At 72.6% G+C, this 25691-nt stretch carries 29 protein-coding genes; 14 read left to right on the top strand and 15 right to left on the bottom strand.

Annotation, left to right across the window (positions count from 1 at the left end; all coding sequences use genetic code 11):
* Positions 1–17: 17 nt before the first annotated feature.
* Positions 18–1568, bottom strand: a complete 1551-nt coding sequence (locus OHA72_RS34070) for a hypothetical protein (RefSeq protein ID WP_327000143.1) — start codon at positions 1566–1568, stop codon at positions 18–20.
* 155 nt (positions 1569–1723) lie between these two features.
* Here OHA72_RS34070 and OHA72_RS34065 point away from each other — a divergent pair, with 155 nt between their 5' ends.
* The gene (locus OHA72_RS34065) at positions 1724–2575 is read left to right on the top strand and encodes a hypothetical protein (RefSeq protein ID WP_327000142.1); all 852 of its coding nucleotides are present in this window, start codon (positions 1724–1726) and stop codon (positions 2573–2575) included.
* Here the strand turns inward: OHA72_RS34065 and OHA72_RS34060 are convergent.
* Positions 2553–3104 carry a hypothetical protein gene (locus tag OHA72_RS34060; protein WP_327000141.1) on the bottom strand — a complete coding sequence of 184 codons (552 nt, stop codon included), beginning with the start codon at positions 3102–3104 and terminating at the stop codon, positions 2553–2555. The two genes, OHA72_RS34065 and OHA72_RS34060, sit on opposite strands and share 23 nt — an antisense overlap.
* Before the next feature lie 9 nt (positions 3105–3113).
* Between OHA72_RS34060 and OHA72_RS34055 the strand changes: the two genes are divergently transcribed.
* Both OHA72_RS34055 and OHA72_RS34050 read left to right on the top strand, forming a co-directional pair.
* Complete coding sequence (locus OHA72_RS34055) at positions 3114–3521, top strand: hypothetical protein (protein ID WP_327000140.1); 408 nt, start codon at positions 3114–3116, stop codon at positions 3519–3521.
* Positions 3522–3691: 170 nt separating this feature from the next.
* Positions 3692–3874: an antitoxin gene (locus OHA72_RS34050; protein ID WP_327000139.1), complete on the top strand. Its 183-nt coding sequence runs from the start codon at positions 3692–3694 to the stop codon at positions 3872–3874.
* Positions 3875–3940: 66 nt separating this feature from the next.
* On the opposite strand, the gene OHA72_RS34045 is transcribed toward OHA72_RS34050, so the two are convergent.
* Complete coding sequence (locus OHA72_RS34045) at positions 3941–4294, bottom strand: STAS domain-containing protein (RefSeq protein WP_327000138.1); 354 nt, start codon at positions 4292–4294, stop codon at positions 3941–3943.
* Between the two features lie 182 nt (positions 4295–4476).
* Between OHA72_RS34045 and OHA72_RS34040 the strand changes: the two genes are divergently transcribed.
* The 6 genes from OHA72_RS34040 to OHA72_RS34015 all read left to right on the top strand — a co-directional run bounded on the left by OHA72_RS34040 (position 4477) and on the right by OHA72_RS34015 (position 8995).
* A complete protein-coding gene (locus OHA72_RS34040) occupies positions 4477–5166 on the top strand; it encodes a GntR family transcriptional regulator (protein WP_327000137.1) in 690 nt (229 codons plus the stop codon).
* A gap of 112 nt (positions 5167–5278) precedes the next feature.
* A complete protein-coding gene (locus tag OHA72_RS34035; protein WP_327000136.1) occupies positions 5279–6604 on the top strand; it encodes an MFS transporter in 1326 nt (441 codons plus the stop codon).
* Positions 6601–7572 (top strand): SPFH domain-containing protein, encoded by a 972-nt coding sequence (locus tag OHA72_RS34030; protein WP_327000135.1) that lies wholly within the window; start codon positions 6601–6603, stop codon positions 7570–7572. The genes OHA72_RS34035 and OHA72_RS34030 overlap by 4 nt, the downstream gene beginning before the upstream one ends.
* Before the next feature lie 24 nt (positions 7573–7596).
* Positions 7597–8013: a DUF7144 family membrane protein gene (locus tag OHA72_RS34025; protein ID WP_327000134.1), complete on the top strand. Its 417-nt coding sequence runs from the start codon at positions 7597–7599 to the stop codon at positions 8011–8013.
* Between the two features lie 114 nt (positions 8014–8127).
* Positions 8128–8436, top strand: coding sequence for a hypothetical protein (locus tag OHA72_RS34020; RefSeq protein ID WP_327000133.1), 309 nt, complete (start codon positions 8128–8130; stop codon positions 8434–8436).
* A 70-nt stretch (positions 8437–8506) separates the two neighbouring features.
* Complete coding sequence (locus OHA72_RS34015) at positions 8507–8995, top strand: hypothetical protein (protein WP_327000132.1); 489 nt, start codon at positions 8507–8509, stop codon at positions 8993–8995.
* A 10-nt stretch (positions 8996–9005) separates the two neighbouring features.
* Here the strand turns inward: OHA72_RS34015 and OHA72_RS34010 are convergent, their stop codons facing one another.
* Positions 9006–9428: a DUF4259 domain-containing protein gene (locus OHA72_RS34010; protein ID WP_327000131.1), complete on the bottom strand. Its 423-nt coding sequence runs from the start codon at positions 9426–9428 to the stop codon at positions 9006–9008.
* 42 nt (positions 9429–9470) lie between these two features.
* Here OHA72_RS34010 and OHA72_RS34005 point away from each other — a divergent pair, with 42 nt between their 5' ends.
* Positions 9471–10067: a hypothetical protein gene (locus OHA72_RS34005; RefSeq protein WP_327000130.1), complete on the top strand. Its 597-nt coding sequence runs from the start codon at positions 9471–9473 to the stop codon at positions 10065–10067.
* Here OHA72_RS34005 and OHA72_RS34000 read toward each other — a convergent pair.
* From OHA72_RS34000 to OHA72_RS33975, 6 genes are all read right to left on the bottom strand, one after another.
* Complete coding sequence (locus tag OHA72_RS34000; protein WP_327000129.1) at positions 10054–11025, bottom strand: LacI family DNA-binding transcriptional regulator; 972 nt, start codon at positions 11023–11025, stop codon at positions 10054–10056. The genes OHA72_RS34005 and OHA72_RS34000 overlap by 14 nt on opposite strands.
* A gap of 56 nt (positions 11026–11081) precedes the next feature.
* A complete protein-coding gene (locus tag OHA72_RS33995; RefSeq protein ID WP_327000128.1) occupies positions 11082–12350 on the bottom strand; it encodes a sialidase family protein in 1269 nt (422 codons plus the stop codon).
* A complete protein-coding gene (locus OHA72_RS33990) occupies positions 12347–12889 on the bottom strand; it encodes a SigE family RNA polymerase sigma factor (RefSeq protein WP_327000127.1) in 543 nt (180 codons plus the stop codon). Before OHA72_RS33990 ends, OHA72_RS33995 begins: the two co-directional genes overlap by 4 nt.
* A 69-nt stretch (positions 12890–12958) precedes the next feature.
* Positions 12959–13378 (bottom strand): hypothetical protein, encoded by a 420-nt coding sequence (locus OHA72_RS33985; RefSeq protein ID WP_327000126.1) that lies wholly within the window; start codon positions 13376–13378, stop codon positions 12959–12961.
* 212 nt (positions 13379–13590) lie between these two features.
* The gene (locus tag OHA72_RS33980; RefSeq protein WP_327000125.1) at positions 13591–14745 is read right to left on the bottom strand and encodes a monooxygenase; all 1155 of its coding nucleotides are present in this window, start codon (positions 14743–14745) and stop codon (positions 13591–13593) included.
* A gap of 107 nt (positions 14746–14852) precedes the next feature.
* Entirely contained in the window at positions 14853–15485 is a 633-nt protein-coding gene (locus OHA72_RS33975; protein ID WP_327000124.1) for a TetR/AcrR family transcriptional regulator, read from the bottom strand.
* A gap of 58 nt (positions 15486–15543) precedes the next feature.
* Here OHA72_RS33975 and OHA72_RS33970 point away from each other — a divergent pair, with 58 nt between their 5' ends.
* The 3 genes from OHA72_RS33970 (at position 15544) to OHA72_RS33960 (ending at position 20870) form a co-directional block, all read left to right on the top strand.
* Positions 15544–16125 (top strand): MBL fold metallo-hydrolase, encoded by a 582-nt coding sequence (locus OHA72_RS33970; protein WP_327000123.1) that lies wholly within the window; start codon positions 15544–15546, stop codon positions 16123–16125.
* A gap of 66 nt (positions 16126–16191) precedes the next feature.
* Complete coding sequence (locus tag OHA72_RS33965) at positions 16192–20142, top strand: tetratricopeptide repeat protein (protein WP_327011724.1); 3951 nt, start codon at positions 16192–16194, stop codon at positions 20140–20142.
* Positions 20143–20198: 56 nt separating this feature from the next.
* The gene (locus tag OHA72_RS33960) at positions 20199–20870 is read left to right on the top strand and encodes a GOLPH3/VPS74 family protein (RefSeq protein WP_327000122.1); all 672 of its coding nucleotides are present in this window, start codon (positions 20199–20201) and stop codon (positions 20868–20870) included.
* A gap of 3 nt (positions 20871–20873) precedes the next feature.
* Here the strand turns inward: OHA72_RS33960 and OHA72_RS33955 are convergent, their stop codons facing one another.
* From OHA72_RS33955 to OHA72_RS33940, 4 genes are all read right to left on the bottom strand, one after another.
* Positions 20874–21341, bottom strand: a complete 468-nt coding sequence (locus tag OHA72_RS33955) for a winged helix DNA-binding protein (RefSeq protein ID WP_327000121.1) — start codon at positions 21339–21341, stop codon at positions 20874–20876.
* 97 nt (positions 21342–21438) lie between these two features.
* Positions 21439–21822 (bottom strand): DUF1801 domain-containing protein, encoded by a 384-nt coding sequence (locus tag OHA72_RS33950; RefSeq protein WP_327000120.1) that lies wholly within the window; start codon positions 21820–21822, stop codon positions 21439–21441.
* Positions 21823–21855: 33 nt separating this feature from the next.
* The gene (locus tag OHA72_RS33945; RefSeq protein WP_327000119.1) at positions 21856–22776 is read right to left on the bottom strand and encodes a 1-phosphofructokinase family hexose kinase; all 921 of its coding nucleotides are present in this window, start codon (positions 22774–22776) and stop codon (positions 21856–21858) included.
* A gap of 178 nt (positions 22777–22954) precedes the next feature.
* A complete protein-coding gene (locus OHA72_RS33940; protein ID WP_327000118.1) occupies positions 22955–23497 on the bottom strand; it encodes a TetR/AcrR family transcriptional regulator in 543 nt (180 codons plus the stop codon).
* A gap of 76 nt (positions 23498–23573) precedes the next feature.
* Between OHA72_RS33940 and OHA72_RS33935 the strand changes: the two genes are divergently transcribed.
* Positions 23574–24533, top strand: a complete 960-nt coding sequence (locus OHA72_RS33935) for an alpha/beta hydrolase (protein WP_327000117.1) — start codon at positions 23574–23576, stop codon at positions 24531–24533.
* A gap of 54 nt (positions 24534–24587) precedes the next feature.
* Here the strand turns inward: OHA72_RS33935 and OHA72_RS33930 are convergent, their stop codons facing one another.
* On the bottom strand, positions 24588–25646 hold the full coding sequence (locus tag OHA72_RS33930) for a CapA family protein (RefSeq protein ID WP_327000116.1): 1059 nt from the start codon (positions 25644–25646) through the stop codon (positions 24588–24590).
* Between the last annotated feature and the right edge of the window lie 45 nt (positions 25647–25691).

Below are 25691 nucleotides of genomic sequence, written 5' to 3'. Positions count from 1 at the left end.
GTGTGCGCGCGGTCGGGTCAGCCCAGCCACATCCGTGCCTCGGCGCCGGACAGGAGGGTTTCGGGGGGTGCCGGACGTGGGCCACGGAGCCGGGCGGCCAGCGTGACCGCCGCGCACACCAGCGCCCCGCCGATGGTCACCGCGAGGGCCGTGCGGGCCGCCGTACCGTAGCCGTCCGGGTTTCCGGCGGACCAGCCGTAGAACGACCACCCGATGCCGAGCCCGGTCGCCACGGCCGCGCACAGCACGCCGACCAGGTGCCACCACCGCAGCCCCCGGTCGCCGGCAACCGTTGCCAGGCACCAGGTCAGACCGGCCATCGCGACCAGCACGCCGGCGATCGCGGCGAACCAGGTGCCGGTGGCGACCCCGGGCAGGAGCACGAGCAGGCCGAGCACGGCGACCCCGGCCGCTCCCGCCGCGAGCCGTCGCCGGCGGGTCAGCACCGGCAGCACGGCGAGGCAGACGAGGACCGGCCCCGTGGTCGCCGCGAGCGCGAACTCCAGCAGGACGTGCCTGCCGGGCGCCACAAGCGGTTCGACGGTCGTCGTGCCGGCGGCGACCGGCGTGCCGACCCGCTGCCAGGTCCCGTCGGCGAACCGGACGGCGACGCCGTCGCGGCGGTTGGCGACGAGCACGATGTGGCCGCCGGCGACCGGCAGCACGGCCAGCTCGGCCGAGACCAGGTCGACGCCGATCGCGGTGATGTCGTTGTACTGCCGGGCCAGGAACTGCCGCCGTCCCTCTGAGACCTCCCAGGACAGCCGCCAGGCGCCGGCACCGTCGACGGTCTCCTCGACGGCCATCCGCCCGGGCACGACGCGGTAGCAGTGCGCCGGCGTGTCGGGCACGCACGCCTGCGTCCGCAGCGGCGGGGGTGTCTCCGGCCGGGTCTGCGTCGGGGCGGGATCCTCGAACCAGGTCCTGCCGTCGGCCGTCGAGAGCCAGGAGGACGGCCACGCATCGTCGGCCGGGTCGGCGTTGAGCGCGTGGTAGCCGTTGTAGGTGCCGATGGCCGCCCTGCCGTCGACCACCTCGACCCGAGCGGCGGCCGGGTAGTACGGCGCGCTGGTGGCGGCGACCGCGAGCACCGCCACCGGGAGCACCAGCACGGCGCGCACGGTGCGGATCCAGTGCTCCGGCAGCTCGGCGTGGCGCACCCGGGTCCAGGTCCACCAGGCGACGGCGAGGGCGGGCAACGCGGCCAGGTCGGTCACGTCGGCGAGCACGGTGGACGGGCGCACCACGCTCCACGCCGCCGAGGCGAACCCGGCGCCGGCCGCAGTGGCCTTCACCCAGGTGAACGCAAGCCCGGCACCGGCAAGCCCGGCCGCGGCGGCCACCCGGGCGGGCACTCTGGGCACGAGCAGGCACAGCACCGCCGCGACCAGCGCCGGGGCGAACGCGAGCCCGGCGACGTCGCTCAGCTTCCCGGTGACCGGGCCCGGGTACGCCGCCTTCAGCAGATGGTCGTTGACCAGCAGCAGTGCCACGGCACCGACGGTGACCGGGTGGGTCAGCCAGAGCAGGGCGACGGCGGCGTGCCGCATGCCAGGGGTGCGGTCCATGTGCCCATCATCGGGCCGTCCGGCACCGCCATCCGCCCCGTTGCGCGACCGTTACCGGCCACCGCGTCGGCCGCGTCCGTGCCTGGCCGACCGCTCCCGCCACACCGCCATAGACTGATGGCGATGCGGACGCCTTCGGGGAGGGGGATGCGACGGTGGACGGTCTGAGCGAGGCGCTGCGGGCGGCCGGGACGCTTGACCTGTACCGCGCCAACGCCTTCCGGGTGGCCGGGCTTGCGGTCGATGCGAGCCCGGCACAGCTGCGCCGGCGCGCGACGGAGCTGCGTGCGGCCCGGTCCCTCGGCGGGGCGCCCCGCACGGCTCCACAGCCGCTCCCGCCGGCCGCCCCACCGGAGGCCGAGCAGGTCGAGCAGGCCCTCGCCCGGTTGCGCGAGCCGGCCGGCCGGCTCGTCGACGAGTTCTTCTGGTTCTGGCCAGGAGACGACGGCCGGGACGACGGCCAGGGCAGCCCCCGCCACGGCGGCGACCAGGGCAGCGGGCGGGACGGCGGCCAGGACGCCGGGCTGGCCGCTCTCGGCGACGGTGACGTGGAGCGGGCCGAAGCGATCTGGCAGGCCGCCGGCACCGCCGGCGCGGTCCACAACCTCGCGGTCCTCAACCATGCGATGGCGCTCGACGACGAGCAGGCGGGCACGCCACCGCGGCGGGCATACCAGCACTGGCGCGCCGTCTGGCAGGCCGAAGCGTTCTGGGCGGGGTTCGCCGGCCGGGTGGCGCGCACCGGCCACCCCGGTTCCGGGCCGGCCACCGTGGCGCTGTTCCGCGAGCACCTGCCGCTGGTGCTGGCCTCCACGAGCGCCGCGGTGGCGTTGCACGGCGCCGAGCTGCTGGACCGGGCCACCGGCGACGCGCTGCTCGCCCAGGCGGGGCAGGCGGTGCAGTGCCGCGACTACACGACGCTGCGCAACCTCAACGTCCGCCTGCGCGGCCTGCTGCCGACACCTCCCCCACCGCCGGAGCCGTTCAGCACGGTCCGTCGCGGCTGACCCCAGGCCGATCGCCCATGACGTTCGAGGTCGGGCCCTGGTGCGAACGCACACTCGGCAGCCCCGTCGGCGAGGTGTTCCTCACCGCCGGGCATCTGTCGCGGGTGTACGGCGTCCGGCTCGCCGACGGGCGCTCGGTGACGGTGAAGGCCCGGCCCGACTCCCCGCGCCTGGCCGCGTGCGCCACGGTGCAGCGGGCGCTGTGGACCGCCGGCTTCCCCGCCCCGGAGCCGCTCGCCGGGCCGGTGGTGCGGGACGGTCTCGCGGTGAGCGCCGAGCGGTACGTGCCCGGCGGCCGGACCACCCCGGCGGCCGCCGCGACCGGTGTGTCCGGCGCGGCCGACTGTTTCGCGGCGCTGCTGGCCCGGTTCGTGGCCCTGGCGCCCACGCCGGAGGCGGCCGGGTCGCTGCGCCCGGCGCTGCCGTGGACGGCGTGGGACCACGACGTCGACGGCGTGTGGCCAACCGCCGACGACCGCGACGAGGACCTCAACGCCCCCGGGCACGCCACCGCGTGGATCGACGACACCGGCGCCGGGTGCGCCACCGTCTGGCCCGCTTCGCCGCCACCGGCGCCGGGCGGCGGGCCGTGGTCGGGCACGGCGACTGGGAGGCCCAGAACCTGCGCTGGGCCGGCGACGAGCCGCTCGTGGTCCACGACTGGGACAGCGTCATGGCCGCACCCGAGGCCGTCGTGGTCGGCCTGGCCGCGGCGGTGTGGCCGTGCGGCATGGTGCCACGGGCCGCCACCGTCGACGAGTCGGCCGGGTTCCTGCACGCCTATCAGCGCGCCGCCGGCCGCACCTTCACGCCTGCGGAGCTCGAGGCGAGCTGGGCGGCCGGCCTGTGGGTGTACGCCTTCAACGCCAAGAAGGCCAGCCTGGACGGCGTCGCGTGGCTGTCGCCGGACGAGGCCGAGCGGCGGCTCGCCCTCGCTGTCGCCTGAGTCTCCGCGGGTTTGCCAGATGCGGTGGCCGCCATCGGTGTCGATGACGGCCCGCCCCGACGGTCCCTCGCGGTGCACCCACCTGAAAGCCCGGCAATGGCGGATGCATCGTCCGGCACGTGCCGGGTAGTGCAGCGGGCGTACCCGCTGCCGACACCTGGAGGGACGACATGAGCGACTTTCTGAACCGCGCCAAGGACCTCGCCGACCGGCACGACGACAAGGTCGACCAGGCCCTGGACAAGGCCGGCGAGCAGGCGGACAAGCGCACCGGCGGCAAGCACAGCGAGCAGATCGACAAGGGCGTCGACGCCGCCCAGCAGCGCACCGGGCAGGGCGACACCCGGCCGTGAGCCGTCGCCGCTGATTGCCACACCACAGATCACGGCGGTGGCCGCGAGTGTCGCGGCCACCGCCGTTCACCGCACCTCGCGTGCCACGGCCTCCTCGGCGGCGTCAACGGTGTCGTAGACGCCCATCAGCCGGTCCACGGACGTCAGCAGGAACACGTTGCGCACCGGCGGCTGCACCGAGACGAGGTACAGCTGTCCGCCCCGTTGCTGCAGCAGCTTGTACGTCGACACGATCGCCCCGAGCCCGCTGGAGTCCAGCCGCGGCACGGCGGCCAGGTCCAGCACGACATGGCGGGCACCGTCGTCCAGCGCCTGCTGCAGGCAGGCCCGCAGCTCCTGTTCGGTCGTCAGATCCACGATCCCGGCCACCTGCACGACGGTGCAGTCCCGACCCTGGCGGACCACCAACGAAAGCTTCACGCACGCCCCCGATCCGCCACGCCAGCAGTAGCTGCTGTCACTGGTTTGTTGTCGCCCGTCGGCACGGACGGTGACGTGTTGCCCGGCGGCCGTTCGCGGCAAACCAGGCTCGCGGCGAGGACGCCGCCCCGGGTTTGATTGTTCAACGATCCGTCAATCTCTGTATGCTGTGGCCTGTGGCCATGAGTGCGCCTGAAGACTGGACCGTCCGGCTCGCGGAGGATCGAGCCTCGCTCGACCGCGGTGGATACAGCGAGCGGGTCGCCGACATCCTGCGGGAGCGGATCACCGAGGGGATCTTCCCACCGGGGACCAGGCTCAGCGAGGAGGCGCTGCGCGAGGCGCTCGGCGTGTCGCGCAACACGCTGCGCGAGGCGTTCCGGCTACTGTCGCACGAGGGCCTGCTGACCCACGAGTTCAACCGGGGCGTCTTCGTGCGGCAGCTGACCGCCGAGGACGTGCGCGACCTGTATACCTTGCGCCGCATCCTGGAGGGCGCGGCGGTCCGCAACGTCGCCGCCGCGCCGGACGGCGCGCTGGACCGGGTCCGGGTGGCGGTGGAGGCCGCGGAGACGGCCGCGGACCGCGGCGCGTGGGTCGAGGTCGGCACCGCGAACATGTGGTTCCACCAGGCGATCGGCGGGCTCGCCGGCAGCCGGCGGGTGAGCGAGGCGGTGCGGCAGCTGCTCGCCGAGCTGCGGCTGGTCTTCCTGGTGATGTCCGCGCCGCGCGACTTCCACGAGCCCTACCTGCGCACCAACCGCACGATCTACGACCTGCTCGCCGCCGGTGACGCGAAGCGCGCCGACCAGGTCCTCGCGCGGTATCTCGACGCCGCCGAGCGGCAGCTGCTCGACGCCTTCGACGCCTGATCCACGCATCACACAAAGATGGTCTTGGATTCGTCTATTGCTGAATCGTTGAACAATCCTTAACTTGGAACCGTGAGCAATCCCTCACGATCGATCCGTTAAGGAGCCCACCATGGCGTCACGGACGAACGAGGCATCAACCGCACCGGCCGCACCCCGCCGGGTCATGCTGGCCACGCTCATCGGCACCTCCCTGGAGTGGTACGACTTCTTCCTCTACGGCTCGGCCGCCGCGCTGGTGTTCGGCAAGCTGTTCTTCCCGTCGTTCGAACCGGTCACGGGCACGCTGCTGGCGTTCACCACGTACGCGGTCGGGTTCGTCGCCCGCCCGCTCGGCGGCATCGTGTTCGGCCACTTCGGCGACCGGCTCGGCCGCAAGACCGTCCTGATGACGACCCTGATCCTCATGGGCGCCGCGACCTTCGCCATCGGGCTGCTGCCCACCTACGCGCAGTGGGGCGTCGCCGCGCCCTTGCTGCTCGTCGCCCTGCGGTTCCTGCAGGGGCTCGGCCTCGGCGGCGAATGGGGTGGTGCCGTCGTGATGGCCATGGAGCACGGCGGCACCGCCCGGCGCGGGCTCAACGCCTCCTGGCCGCAGGTCGGGGTCCCGGCCGGCAACCTCCTCGCCGCCGGCGTCCTGTGGCTGCTCAACACGGTGCAGTCCGACGCCGCCTTCCTGGCCTGGGGATGGCGGGTGCCGTTCCTGCTGTCGGGGGTACTGGTCGTCGTCGGCCTGTGGATCCGCGTCGCGGTCACCGAGTCGCCACTGTTCGCCGAGGCCGCCGCGACGGCGGAGAAGCCGCGCATGCCGCTGCTGGAGGTCCTGGCACGGCACCCCCGGAGCCTGCTCGCGGCGATGGCCGCCCGGATCGGCACCGACGTGGCCTTCTACACGTTCACGCTGTACGTGCTGACGTACGTCACCGGCACCGTCCACCTGCCGCGCAGCGCGGCGCTGAGCGCGGTGCTCATCGGCTCGGCGTTGCAGCTGGTGCTGATCCCCCTGTTCGGCGCGCTGTCGGACCGCGTCGGGCGGCGTCCCGTGTACGCGGCCGGAGCGCTCGCCGCGGCCGGCTGGGCGTTCGCGTTCTTCCCGCTGCTGGACACCGGCAGCCGCCCCGCGATCGTCCTGGCGGTCGTCGTCGCGCTCGCCGCCCACGCGGCCATGTACGGGCCGCAGGCGGCCTTCGTCGCCGAGCTGTTCTCCACCCGGCTGCGCTACTCCGGCGCGTCGATGGGATACCAGATCGCCGGCATCTTCGGCGGCGCCCTCGCCCCGATCATCGCCGTCAAGCTGGTCGACGCCACCGGCAGCGCGTTCGCGGTGTCGGCCTACGTCGCCGCCGCCCTCGCGATCACGGGCGTGGGCCTCGCGTTCGCGCCGGGTGCCGCGACCGACGACGACGTCGCGGCAGCCAAGGTGGAGGTGGCGGCATGACGCTCGGCGACCGCCTCCGCTTCGTCCTCTGGCCCGCCGTCGTGCTCGGTGTGCTCGCGCTGCTGGTGACCACCGTCGGCGTCGTGCGCGGCTTCGACAAGACCAGCGGTGGCGAGGTCGCCGTCGTGCGCAACGGCGGCTGGTTCGACAACAACCGGATCCGCCAGGTGATCCAGCCCGGCTCGGAGCTGACCTGGACCGGGTTCTGGTCCACCACGCACAAGTATCCGGCCCAGCAACGGTTCTACACGATGACCGCGGACCCGGCCCGCGGCGGCCGCCCCGGCATCGACGTCGCCCGGACGCCCTCCCGCGACGGCGTGGACATGGGCATCGAGGCGACCATCTACTTCACCCTCAACCTCGACGAGCAGACGCTACGGCTGTTCGACGACAAGTACGGCACCCGCCAGTTCCGCGGCGCGGATGACAAGCTGCGCTACCCGTGGGAGGGCGTCGACGGCTGGAACACCTTCTTCGACGCTGCGGTGCGCCCCGTCATCGACAACGACCTGCGCGAGCAGATCGGCCGGTTCCGCTGCGCGGAGCTCGTCTCCAGCTGCTCGCTGGTGCAGAACGGCACCGGCGCCGCGCCGGTACCGCCCGGCGCGCAGGAGGACAACACGTCGATCTCGCAGGCCCAGGACGCGATCAACCAGAGCCTGCCGCGCAACATCCGGGCGAACCTCGGCGGCGACTTCTTCCAGAACATCCGCTTCAACCTCGTCCGGGTGGCGCTGCCCCAGCAGGTCCAGGACGCGGTCAACAAGGCGCAGGCCGCGTTCGCCGCGGTGAGCGAGGCACAGGCCCGCGTCGCCCAGGCCCAGGCGGAGGCCGAGGCGAACAAGAAGCGCCAGGAGGGCTACACCGCGTGCCCGGCCTGCGCCGAGATCGACAAGATCCGCGCCCTGCCGCCCGGCGTCACCACCTACGCGCCGGGCGCCGGCACCTCGATCCCCGTCAAGTAGTCCATCGGCACATCTGGAGGCGTCATGAGCGAGTTCCAGCCGGTCACCCTCAAGCGCCCGCGGGACGTGTGGGTCGCCTCGATCGTGCTCGTCCTGTTCGGCCTGCTCGGCATCCTGGTCGGCCTGCTGCTGCTGGCCGCCGTCGAGAACGACCGCGACCACGGCCAGTCGGTCGGCGCGCTCGCGTCCCTGCTGGCGGTCGCGACGGTGGCACTGGCCATCCTGCAGGCGGTCAGCGGCGCGTTCGTGTTCGTCGGCCGGGAATGGGCCCGCGTCACCGGGATCGTCATCTGCGCCGTCAACGTGCTCGCGGGCCTGTTCACGCTGGTGTCCGGCGGGGCCGCCCAGGCGTGCGTCGGCATCGCCGTCAACGTCGCCCTGATCGTGGCGCTGAACAAGGAGGCCGTCGCCGACTGGTGCCGGGCGCGGCCCGGCCCGTGACCGCCGATCCCATCGACGTAGATGAGTCTGGACGGCGCCGCGCCCAGCCGCTACAGTCCACTCACAACTGTAAATAGTCTTAAGTGTTTCTCACGCACAGAGGACGAGGTGGGCATGGGCACCAGGACACGCTTCGCTACCACGATCACCCTCAGCGCACTGCTCACGGCGGGCACGCTCGTCGGCACCACGGCAGCGGCATCGGCCGCGCCGACGAACTGCACCGTCACGTACGGCTCCAACTGGGCGCAGAGCCTGTGCACCGGTGGTACCGGAGAACACCGCGTCTCCATGCTGCAGCAGCACTTCATGCCCGGCGCCGGCGGCATCATCTGCCAGGGACAGTGGGCGTCCGTGGGCACCGCCTCCTACACCAACTGCGCGTACCACACGATCGTCAACGTCTGGGTCGACACCCGCTGATCCCGCTCGATGCGACCGGCACACCGGGGGCTCCCCGGTCGTGCCGGCCCGGGTGCGGGAGGATGCGCAGATGACCGATGCGTTGCGGCTGTTCGCCGACTACCACCAGATCCACCTGTTCGACGAGGGCTCGGCGGCCGACGTCGCGGACGCGTGGACGGACGAGGCGGTCGCCGACAACGTCGCGGTGGCCGGCGACGCGATCGCCGTGGGCACCGCGGTCAACGTGTTCGTGGCGGTGACGGTCGAGGTCCTGCAGCGGCCGCCGGCGGCCGGCACCGACGGCTTCGACCACGTCGTCGAGGGCAGCATGCAGGTGCGCTCCGGGCGGATGGTGGTCATGGGATGCACGGACTACGAGCCCGACGCGGTGCGCTTCGAGGTGCCGGTCGGCTGGCTGCGCCTGCGGGTGTCCAGGTCGAACCTCGAGGTGGCGGCCCGCCTGGGCATCGACTCCGACGAGGACCCGGCCACCATGGAGCGGCTCCTCGTCCAGGTGTGGCCCGCGCCGCCCCAGCCGCCCGTCGTGGTCAAGCGGTGGCAGCCCGCGCAGCCGTAGCACGCCGGAATCAAGCGGCCCGGGCCAGCGCGGCGCGGATGGGCTGCAGCGTGCCGGCCGCGTCCTCGTAGCACCCGGCGTCCTGCCAGAGGTCCCGCCATTCCGAGCCGTCGCCGGTGATGCGGTCCAGCGCGCGCAGCGCCAGCGGCGGGATGTCGCCGGGCACCTCGAGCGTCCCGCCTTCCAGGAGGAAGTCCGGCCCGTACCCCGACACGACCGGCTCCCCGCCCGGCAGCTGGGAGGCGACCACGGCCGCCGCGGCGATCGCCCGGTCGGCGAGCCGGTTGGGCAGTGACTTCCCGCCGTGGTCCACCACGGCGGTCAGCGTGTCCCGGACGAAGGCGGGTCGCTGCTCCGCGCCGGTGTCGTGCAGGTCGCCGCACCAGTCGGCGGCGATGTCGTTGTTGAACGGCCCGACGTCCCACGTGCCCATGTCGCCTCCAGCAGTCGCACGGGATTGCCGGACGATGGTCGCATGGGCATGGACGTGAGGAGCTTCGCCGTACCGCTGCGGGCCGATGCGGTGCAAGCGATCCGGGCCGACGCGGAGCTGTGGGAGACGGCCAGTGAGCAGCCGCCGTTCTGCGCGCCGTGGGGCGACGAGCCGCTGCCGGAGATCAGCCGGGCGTTGCTCGCGGCGGTGCCGGCCGGCGCGGGCTGGGTCGGTCACTTCGGTGACCGGTCGTTCCAGCAGGCCGAGTATCTCCTCGACCCGGTGGCGTACCGCGGGGCGCGCACGTGGCAGGAGCGGGAGCGTTCGACGGCGTACCGGATCGTCGCCGGTGACGAGGCCTTCGCCGGGCATGCCCGCAGCGGACAGGGGTTCCCGTGGCGGTGCTCGACCGCGGGCTTCCTCGCCGCGGCGGTACGGCGGATCGACGGGCTCGACGTCGCCGCCGCCCGCCGCGAGTTCTCGGTCGCCGAGATGGACGACCTCGGGCTGTACAAGGTGCACCGCGAGGAGGCCGACGAGCATGCGTTCGCCCGGGTGCTGGCCCAGGTGCGGGCCTTCGCCGAGCACTGCCGCGGCGTCGCCGGCAGCGGGCTCGACCTGATTGTCACGCTCTACTGAGGCTCGATCCGCGCACGGTCAGCGTGGTCGGCAGCCGGCCCTGCGACGGCAGGGCCGGGTCGAGCAGGCGGCGGATCGCGGAGGCGGCCTCCTCCTCGACGGGCATGTAGACCGAGGACAGGTCCGCGGCCTCGGCGAGGGCGCTGCCGTCGAAGCTGACCACGGCGACGTCGTGCGCGACCCGGCGGCCGGCCTCGCGCAGCGCCTGCAGGACCCCCATCGCGGACACGTCGCACGCCGCGAACACCGCGTCCAGGCGCGGCTCCCGCGCCAGGAGCTCCCGGGCGGCGGCGTAGGCCCTGGCTCTGGTGAAGTCGCCGTCGATCGACGCGACGGGCTGGGCGGCGCCGGCCATGACCCGCAGGAACCCGGCCTTGCGTTCCTGGGCGCACGGGGTGGGCGGGCCGAACACCGCGCCGATGCGACGCCGGCCGGAGGTCACGAGATGCTCGGCCGCCTGGTGCCCGCCGCCGTCGTTGTCGGGGGCGACGAACGGGATGCCGGGCGCCGTCTCGCCCAGGGCGATGGTGCGGGTGCGGCGCGCCCGGGCCGCGGCGGCGACGGGCATGTTGATGAGGACCTGCCCGAACGGCGGGTCGTCGTCGCCCGCCGGTGGCGTGGCGACCCGCCTGACCTGCAGCGAGACGTCCTGGCCCTCCAGTGCGCGCATCGCGCCGGTCAGCACGCGGCCGTAGTAGGGCTTGACGCTCAGCGCGTCGGGGTCCGGGTCGACGATGAGGATCTCGATGCGCTCCAGCCGGCCCGCGGTGCTGCGGCCGGTCGCCAGCGCGCGTGCCGCCGCGTGCGGCTGGAAGCCGAGCTGCGCCGCGACCTCACGGACCCGCCGTCGCACCGCCTCCGTGGTGCCGGGCAGGCCGTTCATCGCCCGGGACGCGGTGGCCCGTGACACGCCCGCCACGCGTGCCACGTCGGCGAGTTTGGGACGCTGAGGCTCCATGGCAGCAACCGTATCCGGTGCCGCGGCGGGTTCCCGCCGGTCCGCCCCGGCACCGGTCAGGACGGTTGCACAGGGTGCCGGGTCCAGTGCAGGCCGTCGGGTGACACGTACACCGCCGATCGGTCGAAGAGGAGGTACGCGCCGGCCGCAACGGTCTGGACCGGCTGCCGCATGTCGTCGACGCCGTCCAGGCCGGTCACCGGCGCCGGCTTCGTGTAGGCACCGGTGGTCCCGGCGTACCAGTCGGCCGGGTTGCTGACCACCGCCTGCACCACGTGGGTCCCGTCCGCGGCGACGAACGAGGAGTCGCCGTGCTGCAGCCACGGCAGGGTGCCCCGCGGGTCGGTCCGCTGCCACGTCAGCCCGCCGTCGCCGGTGCGGTAGACCAGCAACCGGTTCTGGCCGTTGTCCGTGACGACGGAGACCACGGCGTGGGCGGTGATGCCGTCCACGGTCGCGATGCGCACCTGCTGGTTGTTGATGCCCTGCGGGTAGTCCGCCTCGTCCTTGCCGAACACGTACGTCGACCACGTCAGACCGCCGTCACGGCTGACGGAGACCCCGGTGCGGTTGCTCTGCGGGACGTATCCGGACACCCACAGCCCGGTGTTCGCCGGTGTCTGCTCGAGGCCGGTCGGCAGGATCACCGGCGGCTGGGTCGCCAGCTTCGTCTCCGCTCCGGTCTGGGCGTCCACCCCGTGCACGGCGCACTCCGTGGTGCCGTCGTTGCCTTCGCGGCACGTGGGCCAGCCGCCCGGGGGTACCGCGGCGATCGTGCCCGACGCGAGTTCCGTGTCCTTCCAGGTGCGCCCGCCGTCGCTGCTGTAGCGCGCCACGGCGCTGGTGGGGCTCGTCATGGACAGGCCGCCGAGCACGCCGGGCGCCAGGACCCGCAGCTGATACGGGCTGCCCGGCTTGCGCTGCGTCCAGGTCCGGCCGCCGTCCTCGGAGCCGTACAGCACTCTCCCGCAGGACCCCGGATCCGTGGAGGTGCATCGCAGCTGCAGCGCATACAGATGGTTCAGGTCCGTCGCCACGGCCTCCTCCACGAGGCCGTCGCTGTAGTACGGTCGCTCGTTCCCGGTGGCCGGTACGGAGCCGTTCTCCGCCGGGGTGGGCATGCCGCGGTCGTGTCCCCCCGAGGTGACGAGCATCGCCACCGCCGCCACGACCGCCGCCGTGCAGCCGGCCACGACCGCGGAGACCACCCGGTTGCGGACCCGCCGGCGGCGCCAGGCCGTCGCGTACACCTCTTCACCGCCGGCCAGGTTCGGCGGCGTCGGGCTCGCCACGGCGTCGTCGAACCGTTCACGCAAGGAACTCACGAGGACCCCTCCACCATCGCCGCCGGCCGCAGCTCCAGGTCGTCGCCGAGCAGCTGCTGCAACCGGGTGAGCCCACGCGCCGCGTGGCTCTTCACCGTTCCCTCCGAACACCCCATCGCCTCGGCGGTCGCCGCGACGTCGAGGTCGTGGTAGTACCGCCACACGAGCACCGCGCGCTGCCGCGGCGGCAGCCGGCCCAGCGCGGCCGTGAACGCCGCCCGCGCCGCGGACTGCTCCGCCGCGTCCGGCCCGGCCCGCGTGTCCGGGACCTCGGCGTGCGGATGCTCCCTGCGCCGCCACGCCCGGCGCGTCTCGGACAGGAACGCCCGCATGAGACACGTGCGGACGAACGCGTCCAGCGCGCCCCGGTCGCGAACCTTGCGCCAGCTCACCGCGAGCCGCATGAACGCGACCTGGGTCAGGTCGTCGGCCCAGTGCCAGTCCCCGCACAGCAGGTACGCGGTGCGCCGCACCACGTCGCGCCGCGCCGCGTAGTACTCGCTGAACTGTTGCTGGTCCCCGAACGGATCACTCGGCATGAACGCCTCCTCGCCGGATAGGTGCACAGCGGCGCCCCGCCCGGTTTACACATCCGGCGAAGATTCTCCTCAGACGGCCGTGAGCAGCGCGTCGAGCGGTCGCGGCAGGACGTCCCTGGCGACCGCGGCCTCGACGAGCAGCCGCCCGTACCGCAGTTTGCGCCGCGCGCCGCTGCCCAGGAACCGCCGCAGCTGCGCCTGGAGGTCCCGGCCGCGCCACGCGGGCTGGCTCTGCAGGGACCGCAGCGACCCGAGGTCTCCCTGCGAGTCGAACAGCGCCTCGACCGCCGCCGTGCCCAGGGCCCGGATCAGCTCGTCCTCCAGGTCCTCGACGCAGACGTACACCCCGAGGCCCGCCTCCAGCCCACGCTGGAACAGGTGCGCCTCCCGCAGGTCGCACAGCCCGGCGAGGCGCAGCCGGTCGCCGGCCGGGCCCAGCGTCGCCAGGAACCGGCGGATCGCGTGCGCCCCGCCGATCGGCACGACCACGACCCGCTCCGCCGCCAGGTCCCGCCCGCGACCGGCGCGGCCGTCTCCACCGCGATCTGGTCGCTGATGCCCTCGACGAGCACCAGCGTCGCGGCGTCGCCGGCCTTCGCCAGGGCGTCGGCCGTGGCCCGGATCGGGGCGTCCGGGCCACTCACGTATCCGTCGAGCGCCCGCCGGGCCAGCTCACCGCGGTCGGCGACGCCCACGGCGGCTCAGGCCCCGGCGGTCATGATGACCAGACCGAGACACATCTCGTCGCTGGTGCCGTCGCCCCAGACCACGTAGCGGGGCGCGGTCCCCTGCAGCTGCGGCAGCCGGCTGCGCAGCGACGCGTCGTGCGTGCAGGTGACCCGCAGCTTGTCGCCGGCCTTGAGCGCGACCGGCTCGGCGAGCGGGTGGATGGCCTGGTCGTCGAAGTTGTAGTTGGGCACGTCGAGCAGCGTCCGTGCGCCCTCGGCACCGGGGTTCAGCTCGATCTTGATGGAACGGCCCAGCAGGTGCATGTGACCGGCGGCCGCGTACACCGTGGCCGCCCGCGGCACGGGACGGTCGCAGTGCTGCGTCGTCCCGGCGACCGGCTTGCCCTGGCTGCACAGCTTGACCAGCTGCTCCTCCTGCTCGCCGACGTCGGCGCCGAACCGCTTGGTCACGTCGGCGATCGCGGCGGCCCGGTCGCACAGCGGCCCCGACTCGCTCGCCGTGCACGGCAGCTCGATCGGCGCCGGCAGCAGCGACGTCTGCAGCGGCTTCATCGCCGACGTGCTGTCGTTGAGCCGCAGCCGGATGCTGGACTGGTCCGCGCCGCCCGCCTTGCCACCGGTGGCGAGCAGGTTGTAGTGGATCTGCATCACCATCAGACTGCCGGGCGGCATCGGGTACCCGAGGTCCGGCGCGAGCAGCGTCTCGTTGGCACCCGGCGCCCACGACGCGACCCACGTGTCGCCGTTGACGCCCGAGTCGCCGAAGCACGTCCAGCCGTCGCCGGGCGTCCCGGCGTCGAGCTTGCGGGCCGCGTCCGCGGAGCCGGGGCCGATCCGGAAGAAGATCGCGTGGTGCACGATGTCGGCGTTCTGCGGCAGGAACTGGCTGCCGGTCAGGTACGCCTCGCTGGTGAGCTTCGGGTCGATCAGGAAGCAGCGGTACTCGTCGGTGCCGCCGTTGGGGGCCTTCGGCGTGTACTGCGCCGGCATGGACAGGTTCTGGAAGTGCTCCCCCGCCCGCAGCGGCGCCGCCGGCGGTGCGGAGAAGTGCCCGGCGTGCGAGTTGGTTGGCGGTGTGGCGGCCGGTTCCGGGTCGTCTGACCCCTTTCCGCAGGATGCGACCAGAACGACCGCCGTGAACGCGGCAGCCAGACGCAGCATCTTCATCGGTACCTCCCCGTAGCCGTGCCCCCCAAGATGCGACCGATATCGATGATGCTCGCATCTGTCGTCCCGGTACATCCGGGTTCCCCCTGAATCAGGCGGGCTTCCGCTCACCGCAGCAGCTGGGTCTGCAGCGCCCTCGTCAGCCAGTCCTGGAACTGGGCGGGCGTCCACCGTCGCTTGTGGACGAGGCGGTGGTACAGCCCCGGATCGTTGTGCAGCCACAGGATGTCGGCGGCCATTTCGACGGTGAGGTCGTCACGCAACGCGCCGCGGCTCGACAGCAGGGTCGCGGGGCGCTGCATGGCCGTGAGGCGTTGCTGTTCAAGGTGTTCGAACAGCGTGCGGGCCTCAGGGTCGGACTCGGCGGCCCCTGCCAGTGCCACGTGCAGCGGCGCGATGCGCCCCTGGATCCCGGTGACCATGGCCGCGAACCCGGCAAGCATCCGGGCGGCATCCGGCTCCGCCTCGAGCGCCTTGACCACCGGCCGCTCGCGCAACGGCACCGGTTCGTCGTCGCCGGCGGTCGCGTGGTCGTACGCGAGCTTCAGCAGCTCGGCCTTGCCACCCGCCGAGGTGAACACGGTCTTGCGACTGACTCCGGCGGCGGCCGCGATCGCGTCGATCGTGGTGGCCGCATACCCGCCGCCGACGAACAGCTCAGCCGCCGCCGCGACGATCTGGCCGCGGGTCCGCAGCGCCTGCGCCGCACGCAGGTCGGACCGGTACGCCCGTTTGCTCATTTTGGGTTACCCTTGGCGTAACGAATACATCGGTAGTGGCGTTGAATCGGAGCGTACCATGATCCATACCGTGATCACCGAGGTCCACCTGCCCGCCGGCGTCGCCGGCCCGGACCCGATGGACTTCGACGTCAGGTGCTTCCTGATCCCGCACGCGACCGGGCTGACGCTCGTCGACACCGGCCTGGAGCACACGGTCCCGTCGATCGCCGCTCAGCTGTCGTCGATCGGCGCGGCCTGGAGCGACGTGACGGACGTGATCCTCACCCACGACCACCCCGACCACATCGGCGGCCTGTCCTCGGTCACGGCCTTGGCACCTTCGGCTGCCGTGTGGGGCGGGGCGGTCGCCGCGGAGGACGGCACGATGATCCGGGGACTTCGCGTGGTGGCCACCCCTGGCCACACTCCCGGCCACCTGAGCCTCCTGGCCACGGACGACGACGTCCTGCTCATCGGCGACCTGGCCGGCACGCAGGACGGCCGGCTGATGCGCGCCCCGGCCGCGTTCACCGCCGACCCGGCCGAGGCCGAACGCTCCCTGCGCAAGGCCAGCGGCCTCGACTTCGCCGTTCTGTACCCGTCCCATGGCGCCCCGAGCACCCCGCAGGCCCTGCAAGACCTCCTCGACCGCCGCTGACCTGCGACCTCCACGTCCTGCTGTCCGTCAGTGCCTGGTGTGACGACGGTTCGCGGGACTGGCTTGGTGCTGGACGCCTCCGCTTTCGAGGTGCTGGCCGGCGGCGAGCGCATCGGCCCTCGCCGAAGGCTCGCCGCGTCCGACGTCGCGCTGCTGCAGTCGCTGACGGCGCGATACGTGCAGGCGGTCCGCTCCCGGTCGAACGCTGAGGTGTTCGTCGACCTGGGCCGAGAGCTGTACCGCTGGCTGGATGGCGAGTCCGGCCAGCTGGCCGGACTGCTGGCGGTGGCGACGGCGCCGCTGGTGTTCGAGGTGCAGGCACCGGCCAGGCCGTCAGAGCCGGCGTGGTCGGTACTGCGCGCGCCGTTCGAACTCCTCGCCGACCCAGCGGGCGGATTCCTGGCGGCGGATGTGCTCCTGCGGTTCGGGGTGGCACGCCGGTTGGGGGTACCCACTGCGCCGCCCGAGCCGGACGGTTACCGGCTGGGGCTGGCGTTCATGGCATCCTCACCCCGGGGTCAGGTGGAGCTGGACTTCGAGGCGGAAGAGGCAGCGATCCTCACCGCCGTCGGTGACGCGCGGCTGGACCTGGTGGTGGACGACACCGGCGATCCGGAGCAGTTGGGTCGTCGCCTGGCCGACCTGGGCGGACTGCCGGTGGTGCACCTGTCGTGCCACGGGACCAACCAGTGGCAACGCCGACCGGACGACCCGGCGGTGCCCGTACTGATGATGGAAGACGAGGTCGGCGAGGACCGCCCGACCACTGCGGCGGATCTGGTCCGGCTGTTGACCCGCCGGCCGCGGATGGTGTTCGTGTCGGCGTGCCTGACCGCGGCCGGCGCGGACGCGTCGGGGCATCTGCCGCCCGGTCCTGGCGAGCGCCGCGACCTCGTGCTCGAAGACGATCGGCCGGCAGCCGCGCCTGACGGCGACGCCGGCGGTGGTCACGGCGTGGCGCACTCCCTCGCGACAGGGTTGGTGTCCGCGGGTGTCCCGGCGGTGCTCGGCTGGGACGGATCGGTCGACGACCGGGCGGCCACGGTCTTCGCCCAGCACCTGTACGGGCAGCTCGGCAACCACGCCGACCTGGCGGAGGCAGTCGCCGACGCCCGCCGTGTGCTGCTGGAGTCCGATCACGCGGTGATGCGCCGGGACTGGCATCTGGCCCGGTTGTGGCTCGGCCCGACGGGTGGCGGCCCACTGGCCGGCGGGATCCGCAAGCGGAGTCTGGTGCCGGCGAACCATGCCACGAAGACGTTCCTGGACGTCAAGCATCAGCACGTACCGGTGGCCGCGGCGTCGATGTTCGTCGGCCGGCGTCACGAATTGCAGCGGTCGTTGCGGGCGCTGCGCTCCGGCGACCGGGCCGGGGTGCTGTTGCAGGGACAGGGCCGGCTGGGCAAGTCGAGCCTCGCGGCGCGGATCGCGGACCGGTGCCCCGACCGGGCGGTGGCCGTGGTCTTCGGCGACTACTCCGCCCTGGCGATCCTCGACGCGATCGAGACCGCGGTCCGCGCGAACCCCGCCGCCCGCGAAGTGATCGAACGGGGCCGCGACGAGGTGCGGCGCCGCCCGGAGGCGATCGAGACTGTCTTAATCGACCTGCTCAACGGGCCGTGCGCCCAGTCCGGCAAGCAGGAGCGGCCTTTGCTGCTGGTCATCGACGATCTGGAACAGATACTGGTCCCGGACGCGAGTGGCCCACATCGGGTCGCCGGCGAGTACGCCGGTGTTCTGGCCGCGGTGCTGCGCGCCTTCAGCCCCGCCGAGTCCGACAGCCGGCTGCTGCTCACGAGCCGGTTCACGTTCACCCTCGACAGGCTGGAACGGCGCCTCGAACTGGTGCAACTACAGCCACTGTCACCGGTCGCACAGCACAAACTCCTGCGCCGTCAACAGGGACTTACCAGCCCTGAACTGGTTTCGGAGCGAGGAGCGATGGCTGAGCGGGCGGTGCAGGTCAGCCACGGCAATCCAGGCCTGCAGGATCTGATCGGGCTGCGACTGGTCTACGGCAAGCAGGTCGACACCGACCGAGCCGAGGACGTCCTGACCGGAATGGAGGCGTACCTGCAACGGGGAGACCTACCCTCCGACGCTGAGGTGCGGGCCTTCCTCGAGAACCTCGCCCTGGATGCCCTCGTCGAACAAGCCGGCCCCGCCCACATCGAACTGCTGCGCGCCGCCACCGTGTTTGCAATGCCGGTCCCCGAGCCGGTTGCCATCGTCCTGGCCGACGCAGTTGGCGGTTCGCTGGCGCGGCTGAGGGGCCTCGGACTGCTGGACAGCTTCCCGGACATCTTTGACCCGGCCCGCGAAGCTGTCGCGGTCAACGCTCTGGCCGCCGGGCGTATCGGAACCCTCGACCATGGCGAAGAGCGGACCTTGGCCGCACTCTCGGTTGGTCCGTTGTTTGCCGCCTGGGGCGGACCCTCCAGCGGGCGTCGCCGGGAGGCTGTGCTGAGTCTGCAGTTGACCCGGTTGGCCGTCCTCGGCGATACGCCTGCCGTCGCCGCAGCCTGCGCCGCCGACGCGGTCCGCGTGCTACGGCAGGGTCCGGCCGTGGACGCGTTCGCCCTCGGTCGTGCCGCTGTCGAGTTGCTCGACCGGCATCACACGCCAGTGCCACGCGAACTGTTGCGGACTACGGCTGACGCAGCGTTGACCAGCGGCGACGGTCCTGCCGGTGAGGTCCTGCTGCAACGGGCAATCCTGCAGACCGACACCGACCAGCTCGGCCACGCCAGAGTGCTGGGTGAATACGCCAGGCTGTTGGTGACCCGCGGCGAACTCGACCAGGCTAACGATCGGTTCCAGCAAGCCCACCAACTGTTCACCGATGCAGGATCACCGCAGGAGGCTGCCGCCGCGATGGGCGACATCGCCGACATCGCCTACCAACGTGGCGACTACGACGAAGCATTCCGCATCCGCCGCGAGATCGAACTGCCAGTCTACGAACGCCTCGGCGACACCCGCTCCATCGCCGTCGCATGGGGCCGGATCGCCAACATCGCCTACCAGCGCGGCGACTACGACGAAGCACTCCGCATCCGCCACGAGGTGCAACTGCCAGTCTACGAACGCCTCGGCGACACCCGCGCTACCGCCATCACTTGGAGCAACATCGCCGACATCGCCTACCGGCGCGGCGACTACGACGAAGCACTCCGCATCCGCCGCGAGATCGAACTGCCAGTCTACGAACGCCTCGGCGACACCCGGTCCGCCGCTGTCACCTGGGGCAACATCGCCGACATCGCCTACCAACGTGGCGACTACGACGAAGCACTCCGCATCCGCCGCGAGATCGAACTGCCAGTCTACGAACGCCTCGGCGACACCCGTTTGGCCACGATCGCCTGGGGTGACATCGCCGACATCGCCTACCGGCGCGGCGACTACGACGAAGCACTCCGCATCCGCCGCGAAATTGCACTGCCGGTCTTCGAACGCCTCGGCGACACCCGCGAATCAGCCGCCGCCTGGGGCAGAATCGCCGACATCGCCTACCAGCGCGGCGACTACGACGAAGCACTCCGCATCCGCCGCGAAATTGCACTGCCGGTCTTCGAACGCCTCGGCGACACCGGCGAAACGGCCGACACTTGGGGCAAGATCGCCGACATCCTCTTCGAGCGGGGCGACTACGACGAAGCCAGCCGACTGCAACAGCAGCGCCTGGAAGTGATGCAGCAACTCGGCGACCTCGACGGCCTCGCTAACGTTACGTGGAACCTTGCGCAGATCGACCTTGCTCGACAGGACTACCAAACGGCCGCACCCCGACTCGTAGAGGCATTTCAGATCCTCATTCAACTGCAGCGACCCGATGGCCTCGCCGTCGTCGGAAACGTTCTCGGCCAGCTCTTACTTGCCAATAGACAGACCGACGACGCTCGATACGTCCTTCAGATCAGCCTGCAGGCCGCCACAAAGGTCGGACTAGCAGACCTGCGCGAACACCTCACCACCCTGCTCGACAGCCTGCCCGGCGAAGACACCGACACGTAGCGCTACCTGGATTCGCCGGCCCGGCATGGCGAGCGGCGGCGGGTTACCTTGGGATCATGGGTAATGGTCTGGCTGATGACGTTCTGCTGCTGGCGCTCGACGATCGGGGCACGAACATCGTCGGCGACCCGGGCCTCGACTACGGGCTCGCCGGGGCGGTGCTGCTCGACCTGATGCTGGCCGACCACCTCCACCTGGCCGACAACCGCGTCGTCGTCACCGACCCCACCCCCACCGGCGACCCGGTCGCGGACGCCGCGCTCGACCGCATCGCCGCCGACACCAAACCCCGCAAGCCCGACGCGTGGATCCAGCCGCTCACCGACGGCCTGCGCGCCCGGCTGCTCGAACGGCAGGTCGAGGCGGGCGTCCTGCGCGTGGAGCGCGACAAGGTGCTGTGGGTCTTCCCCCGCACCAGGTACGCCTCAGCCACCGGCGCCGAACCAGCGACAGAGACCGCGGTACGGCGCGACCTCGCCGACGCGGTGAACAGCACCGGTGTGGTGCCCGCCAGGACCGCCGCGCTGCTCGGCCTGGCGCAGGCGGTCGGCCTGACGGGCAAGCTCTTCCCCGACCAGGACAAGAAGGCGCTGCAGAGCCGCCTGGACGAGATCGCCGAGGGCAACTGGGCCGCCGACGCCGTGCGGCAGTCCATCGCCCAGATCCAGGCGATGATCGGCGCGATGGCCGCCCTGTCCGTGGCCACGATGGTCGTCACCACCAGCTGAGCCTCACACGACGGCGCCCCCGGTGTTCCGGATCAGCTGACGCAGCACCTTCAAAGCCGTCACGTAGTCCGCGTCGTCGATGCCGTCGTGGATCAGGGCGCGGATCGCCGGCGCGTGCCGTGCCAACCCCGCCCGGGCCTCCTCCCCCGCCTCCGTGATCCACAGTCGTCCGTCGTCGTCACGGCGGAGCCAGCCGCGCTCCAGCAACACCACGGCCTCCGCCGACAGGTCGTCCGAGGCCCTGAGGTACGTGCGCATCGCCTCGCGGAGTTCGGCGACGGTCATGCCCTGGCCGTCGGCCGACAGGTCCTGCGGCGACAGGTTGCGCAGCAGCCAGAACTGCGGCTGCGTGAACCCGAGCTCCGCCTGCCGCGCCCGCGTGAACGCGATGAGCGCCTCATACGCCACCCCCGTCCAGTACGCGGCGGGCTGGCCCGCGAGCTCGGCGTCGGACAGCTCCTGCACAGTCATGGAATGCTCCCGCGAGAATGGAAAACGTTCACGGGAACCGTAAAACTTCAAGCTCAGTTCAGGTCAACCGGGCAACGGCGAACGGCGCAGCCAGGCGTCAGGCCAGCATCCAGCGGTCGACCAGCGCGACGACCTGTGCCTCGCGCGCGGTGACGGCGGCGAGGTCGGGGAAGTCGACGACCGCGCGGTCCGGTGCCGGCCACGTCATCAGCCCGGACGGGTCGTCGAAGGCGAAGCCGGCCGTGTCCGCGCGGACCTTCGCTCCCCGATGGAAGATCAGCTGCAGCTGTGCGCGCGGCTGCAGGCGGAACGTGACGCGGTCCTGGCCGGAATAGCGGAAGCTCGGCGCGTTCCACTTGATGTGCTCGGTGATGTCCAGCTGCGAGGCGAGGATCGCCGCCCGCAACTGCAGCACGCCCTGCTTGAGCGGGTGCCGCAGCTCGGAAAGGTACCGCTCGACGTCGGCCGACGAAGTGCCCATGCCGTCCTCCTCAGCGGTGAGCGTACGGGGTGATCAGCCGAGTGATTCCAGCCGCACCCGGGACAGCAGCTCGTGGATCGCGTCGGCGCGGCCGGTGCCGAGGCCGTGGCGGGTCACGTTGAGCGCGCCGGCGGCGGCGCCGGTGCGGATGGCCTCGCTGAGGTCGCCGCCGCGGGCGAGGACCGCCGCCACCCCCGCCGACATCGAGTCGCCGGCACCCCGGGGGTCCTTGATCTGCAGCGGCGGCACGTGCACGCGATGGACCGTACCGTCGAAGAAGGCCAGCGCCGGATCACCTGCGCGGCTGACGAGGGCCGCGCCGGCGCCGTCGGCGAGCAGGGTCCTGCCCGCGGCGACGAACGCGTCCTCGGTGTCGGCGGCGGCGCGGCCGTCGCGCAGCAGCTCCTCGTGGCTGACCTTGACGAAGGACGCACCACCCCGCAGGACCGCGACGAGGTGGTCGCCGGACAGGTCGGCCACGACGCGGATGCCGTTGCCGGTCAGGTCGGTGGTGAGCCGCCGGTACACGTCGGGGGCGACGACGGACGGGTCGGCCGGGCCGCTGAGCACGGCCACGTCGCTGCGCAGCCCTTCGGCCAGAGCGATGGTGTACAGCTCGTCCAGGTCGTGCCGTTGCAGCGGCGCGCCGGGCCACTGCGCCACCTCGTCGCGGGTGCCGGCGCGGCGGTCGTGCACATACCAGCCGCTGCCCGCCGCGCGCCGCACGGACCGGACGGTCACCTCCTGCGTGGCCATGAGCACGCCGACGACCTCGCCGGTCTCCCCGCCGACGCTGACGCACAGGGTGACGTCGCTGCCGAGCGTCGCCGCCATCCGCGCCTGCCACACCCCCTGCCCACCCGGATGGACGTGCAGATCGGGCGCCTCGGCCGCCTGCTCGACGGTCACCGTCAGCACCGGCGCCGGGGCGAACACCATCACCTTGCCAGTCATTCTGCTGCGGTACCCACGAAGCCCGCGCTCAGGCCAACGCCCGGTGAACTGGTGCCGGCGTTCCCGCGCACGCTGTCCGCGAGGCGCTCGCCGGGCCCGGCGAGGACGTGGGCGTCCTGACGGTGGCGGCGCTGGACGGGGGTCTCGTCCAAGACGCGCAGCGTGGCCGTGCGCCGGGTCAGGGCAGGGCGCGCAGGACCATGTCGACCAGGGCGTCGACGTCGGCGTCGGCCATCGGCTCGCCGGTCATGCCCATGCGGTGCAGCAGGGTGCCGACGACGACGTCGATGAAGAACAGGACCCGGTGCTCCGGCTCGCCGAGCACGTCCTGCAGCGCGAGCCGGTACGGGTCCTGCAGCTGCGTGGAGAGGATCTCGCGCAGCGCGGGGTCGTTGACGGCGTCGGTGAACACGCCGGCGAACGCGGCGCCGATGCCGGGCTCGCCGATCTTCGCGGCGATCCAGCGGATGGCCGCGGACAGGATCTGCGATCGGTCGGCGCCCTGCAGCGGGGCGGGGCCGAAGGCGTCGACGAGGCAGGCGGTGATCAGCGCGCCCTTGGACGGCCAGCGGCGGTACACCGTCGTCTTCGCGATGCCCGCGGCGGCCGCGATGCGCTCGACGGTGGCGTGCGCGTAGCCGAGCTCGTGGACCGTGCGCAGCGTCGCGGCGAAGACGATGGCGTCGACGCCGGAGCGGGGGCGGCCAGGTGAGCGGGGCATGGACACAGGATACCGGATTATGCTACTCATGGTATCGATACTTCAGGTAGCGTAATCCTGCGATCGAGGAGAAGCCATGAGCGCGACGCCACCGCTGGGAATCCGGCTGCTGCAGAGGCTGCGCAAGGAGCCGGACTGGCTGACGATGCCGGCCGAGGCCCTGGAGGCGTTCCGCGAGGCGGAGAACCGCAGGCGGGCCTCGGCGCTCATCCGGGTGATCACCGGGTTCCCGGCCCGCGGGGTCACCATCGGCTGGCAGGGGCTGGCGCTGCCCGACCGGGAGCTCCAGGTCCGGGTCTACCGGCCGTCGGCGGAGGCGGCCGCCCTCCCGCTCGTGGTCCACGTGCACGGCGGCGGATTCGTCGGCACGGCGGTGCAGAGCGACTGGGTCAACAGCTACCTCGCCGCGCAGCTGCCCGCCGTGGTCGTGTCGGTCGAGCACAGGCTGGTCGCCCCGCGGGTGCCGCTGACCGCGGCCGTCGAGGACGGCTGGGACGTGCTGTGCCACGTCGTGCGGCACGCCGGGCAGTGGAACGTCGACCCGGCCAGGGTCGCGGTGTTCGGGGAGAGCGCCGGGTCGATGGTGACCGCCCTGGCCGCGATCCGCGCCAGGGACGCCGGGCCGGCGTTGCGGGCGCAGGTGCTGGTCAACCCGTGCGTCGACGTGACCTCGACGGCGCTGGACTACGCCTCGATGCGCGAGCACGCCGGCAGCCCGACCCTGACCGTGCCGCAGATGGAGCTGTTCCGCCGGCTGGCCGTGCCCGAGGGCGCCGATCCTCGCGTCGTGTCGCCGCTGTACGCCGAGGACCTGAGCGGGCTGGCGCCGGCGCTGGTGGTGGTGCCGACGCTCGACCCGGTGGCCGATCACGGGCGCGCGTATGCCGCACGGCTCCGCGAGGCCGGCACGCCCGTGCGGTTGACGGAGCACCCGGGCGCGACGCACGCGTTCCTCAGCATGCCGGGCGTGGTGCCGCAGGCCAAGGCCGCACGGGCCGAGATCGCCGGCTTCCTGCACGGCCGCCTCACGAGGTGAGACCGCCGCCCAGACCGGGGAAGGCGCGGCCGCCTCGCCCGGTGAGGCCGCCGCTCAGGCCGGGGGCGGGGCGGGCGCGAGGCCGGTGCAGCGGCGCAGGTCGGTGAAGCGCCGGGTGGCGGCGGCCGCGGCGGACCCGGTGACGGGCTTCGGCTGGCCCGTGCCGGACACCACCGCCGGGACCAGGTCGGCGCCGATCACCGACCGGCCGCGCACCCGCACCTTGAGCACGCCGGTGTCGGCCGAGCCGACGTACCAGACGAAATTGCCGAGACCGTAGGCGACATACGTGCGGCCGAGCCACCCGTCGCCCTGCAGCACGTGCGCGTGCGCCCCGATGATCATGTCGGCGCCGGCGTCGGCGAGCGCGGCGGCGAACGACTTCTGGTTGGCGTTCGGGCAGGAGTCGCGTTCGGTGCCCCAGTGGTTGAACACCACGACCAGGTCGGCGCGCTCGCGGGCCGCCTTGACCGCGGCGACGGCGCGCGGCACGTCCCAGGCGAGGGCGATCCCGGGGGTGGCCGGCCCGGCCTTCCAGCTCTCGGCGAGCGTGTGGATCTGGCTGAACCCGACGATCGCCACGCGGACGCCCCGCACCGGCAGGATCAGCGGCGCGTACGCCTCGTCGATCGTGCGGCCGCCGCCGAACACCGGTACCCCGGCGGACGCGGCACCGTCGAGGGTGTCGGCGAACCCGACCCGGCCGTAGTCCAGCGCGTGGTTGTTCGCGATCGACACGGCGTCCACACCGGCCGCCTTGACCGCCGCATATGCGGACGCGGGCGCCCTGAAGTGGAACTCCTTCGGCTCGGGCGTGCCGCGCGTGGTCACGGCGGTCTCCAGGTTGACCACGGCGAGGTCGGCGCCCGACAGGTCTTTGGCCATCGGCCCGAACGCGGTCGCGGGATCCTTCAGCAGCGCGGCCGTGCGCTCGGTGAAGTGCACGTCGCCCCCGAACGCGAGGGTGAGCTCGACCGGCGGGGACGGCGACGACGACGGCGACGGCACGGATGCGGCCGGTGGGCTGCTCGACGGACCGGTGCGCGGCGCCGCAGTGCCCGCGTCGCAGCCGGCCAGCAGCACGCACGCCACCACCATCCATCGGGCCTTCACAGCGCCCAGGGTACGAGCAGCGCGCCGCCCCCACCGCCCCGGGAA

This window comes from Dactylosporangium sp. NBC_01737, assembly GCF_035963215.1.
In the GTDB taxonomy this organism is placed as follows: Bacteria; Actinomycetota; Actinomycetes; order Mycobacteriales; family Micromonosporaceae; genus Dactylosporangium.
The sequence above is the reverse complement of the archived record's forward strand: the minus strand, read 5'-3'. Positions and strand labels throughout refer to the sequence as shown.

Coding starts and splice junctions, on each gene's coding strand:
- OHA72_RS33960 (WP_327000122.1), top strand. CDS start 20,199: ATGGGTAATGGTCTGGCTGATGACGTTCTGCTGCTGGCGCTCGACGAT.
- OHA72_RS34005 (WP_327000130.1), top strand. CDS start 9,471: ATGGGCATGGACGTGAGGAGCTTCGCCGTACCGCTGCGGGCCGATGCG.
- OHA72_RS33940 (WP_327000118.1), bottom strand. CDS start 23,497: ATGCCCCGCTCACCTGGCCGCCCCCGCTCCGGCGTCGACGCCATCGTC.
- OHA72_RS34040 (WP_327000137.1), top strand. CDS start 4,477: ATGAGTGCGCCTGAAGACTGGACCGTCCGGCTCGCGGAGGATCGAGCC.
- OHA72_RS34070 (WP_327000143.1), bottom strand. CDS start 1,568: ATGGACCGCACCCCTGGCATGCGGCACGCCGCCGTCGCCCTGCTCTGG.
- OHA72_RS34050 (WP_327000139.1), top strand. CDS start 3,692: ATGAGCGACTTTCTGAACCGCGCCAAGGACCTCGCCGACCGGCACGAC.
- OHA72_RS34030 (WP_327000135.1), top strand. CDS start 6,601: ATGACGCTCGGCGACCGCCTCCGCTTCGTCCTCTGGCCCGCCGTCGTG.
- OHA72_RS34035 (WP_327000136.1), top strand. CDS start 5,279: ATGGCGTCACGGACGAACGAGGCATCAACCGCACCGGCCGCACCCCGC.
- OHA72_RS33950 (WP_327000120.1), bottom strand. CDS start 21,822: ATGGGCACTTCGTCGGCCGACGTCGAGCGGTACCTTTCCGAGCTGCGG.
- OHA72_RS33990 (WP_327000127.1), bottom strand. CDS start 12,889: ATGCCGAGTGATCCGTTCGGGGACCAGCAACAGTTCAGCGAGTACTAC.
- OHA72_RS34020 (WP_327000133.1), top strand. CDS start 8,128: ATGGGCACCAGGACACGCTTCGCTACCACGATCACCCTCAGCGCACTG.
- OHA72_RS34015 (WP_327000132.1), top strand. CDS start 8,507: ATGACCGATGCGTTGCGGCTGTTCGCCGACTACCACCAGATCCACCTG.
- OHA72_RS34000 (WP_327000129.1), bottom strand. CDS start 11,025: ATGGAGCCTCAGCGTCCCAAACTCGCCGACGTGGCACGCGTGGCGGGC.
- OHA72_RS33980 (WP_327000125.1), bottom strand. CDS start 14,745: ATGAAGATGCTGCGTCTGGCTGCCGCGTTCACGGCGGTCGTTCTGGTC.
- OHA72_RS33935 (WP_327000117.1), top strand. CDS start 23,574: ATGAGCGCGACGCCACCGCTGGGAATCCGGCTGCTGCAGAGGCTGCGC.
- OHA72_RS34010 (WP_327000131.1), bottom strand. CDS start 9,428: ATGGGCACGTGGGACGTCGGGCCGTTCAACAACGACATCGCCGCCGAC.
- OHA72_RS34025 (WP_327000134.1), top strand. CDS start 7,597: ATGAGCGAGTTCCAGCCGGTCACCCTCAAGCGCCCGCGGGACGTGTGG.
- OHA72_RS33975 (WP_327000124.1), bottom strand. CDS start 15,485: ATGAGCAAACGGGCGTACCGGTCCGACCTGCGTGCGGCGCAGGCGCTG.
- OHA72_RS33945 (WP_327000119.1), bottom strand. CDS start 22,776: ATGACTGGCAAGGTGATGGTGTTCGCCCCGGCGCCGGTGCTGACGGTG.
- OHA72_RS33955 (WP_327000121.1), bottom strand. CDS start 21,341: ATGACTGTGCAGGAGCTGTCCGACGCCGAGCTCGCGGGCCAGCCCGCC.
- OHA72_RS33970 (WP_327000123.1), top strand. CDS start 15,544: ATGATCCATACCGTGATCACCGAGGTCCACCTGCCCGCCGGCGTCGCC.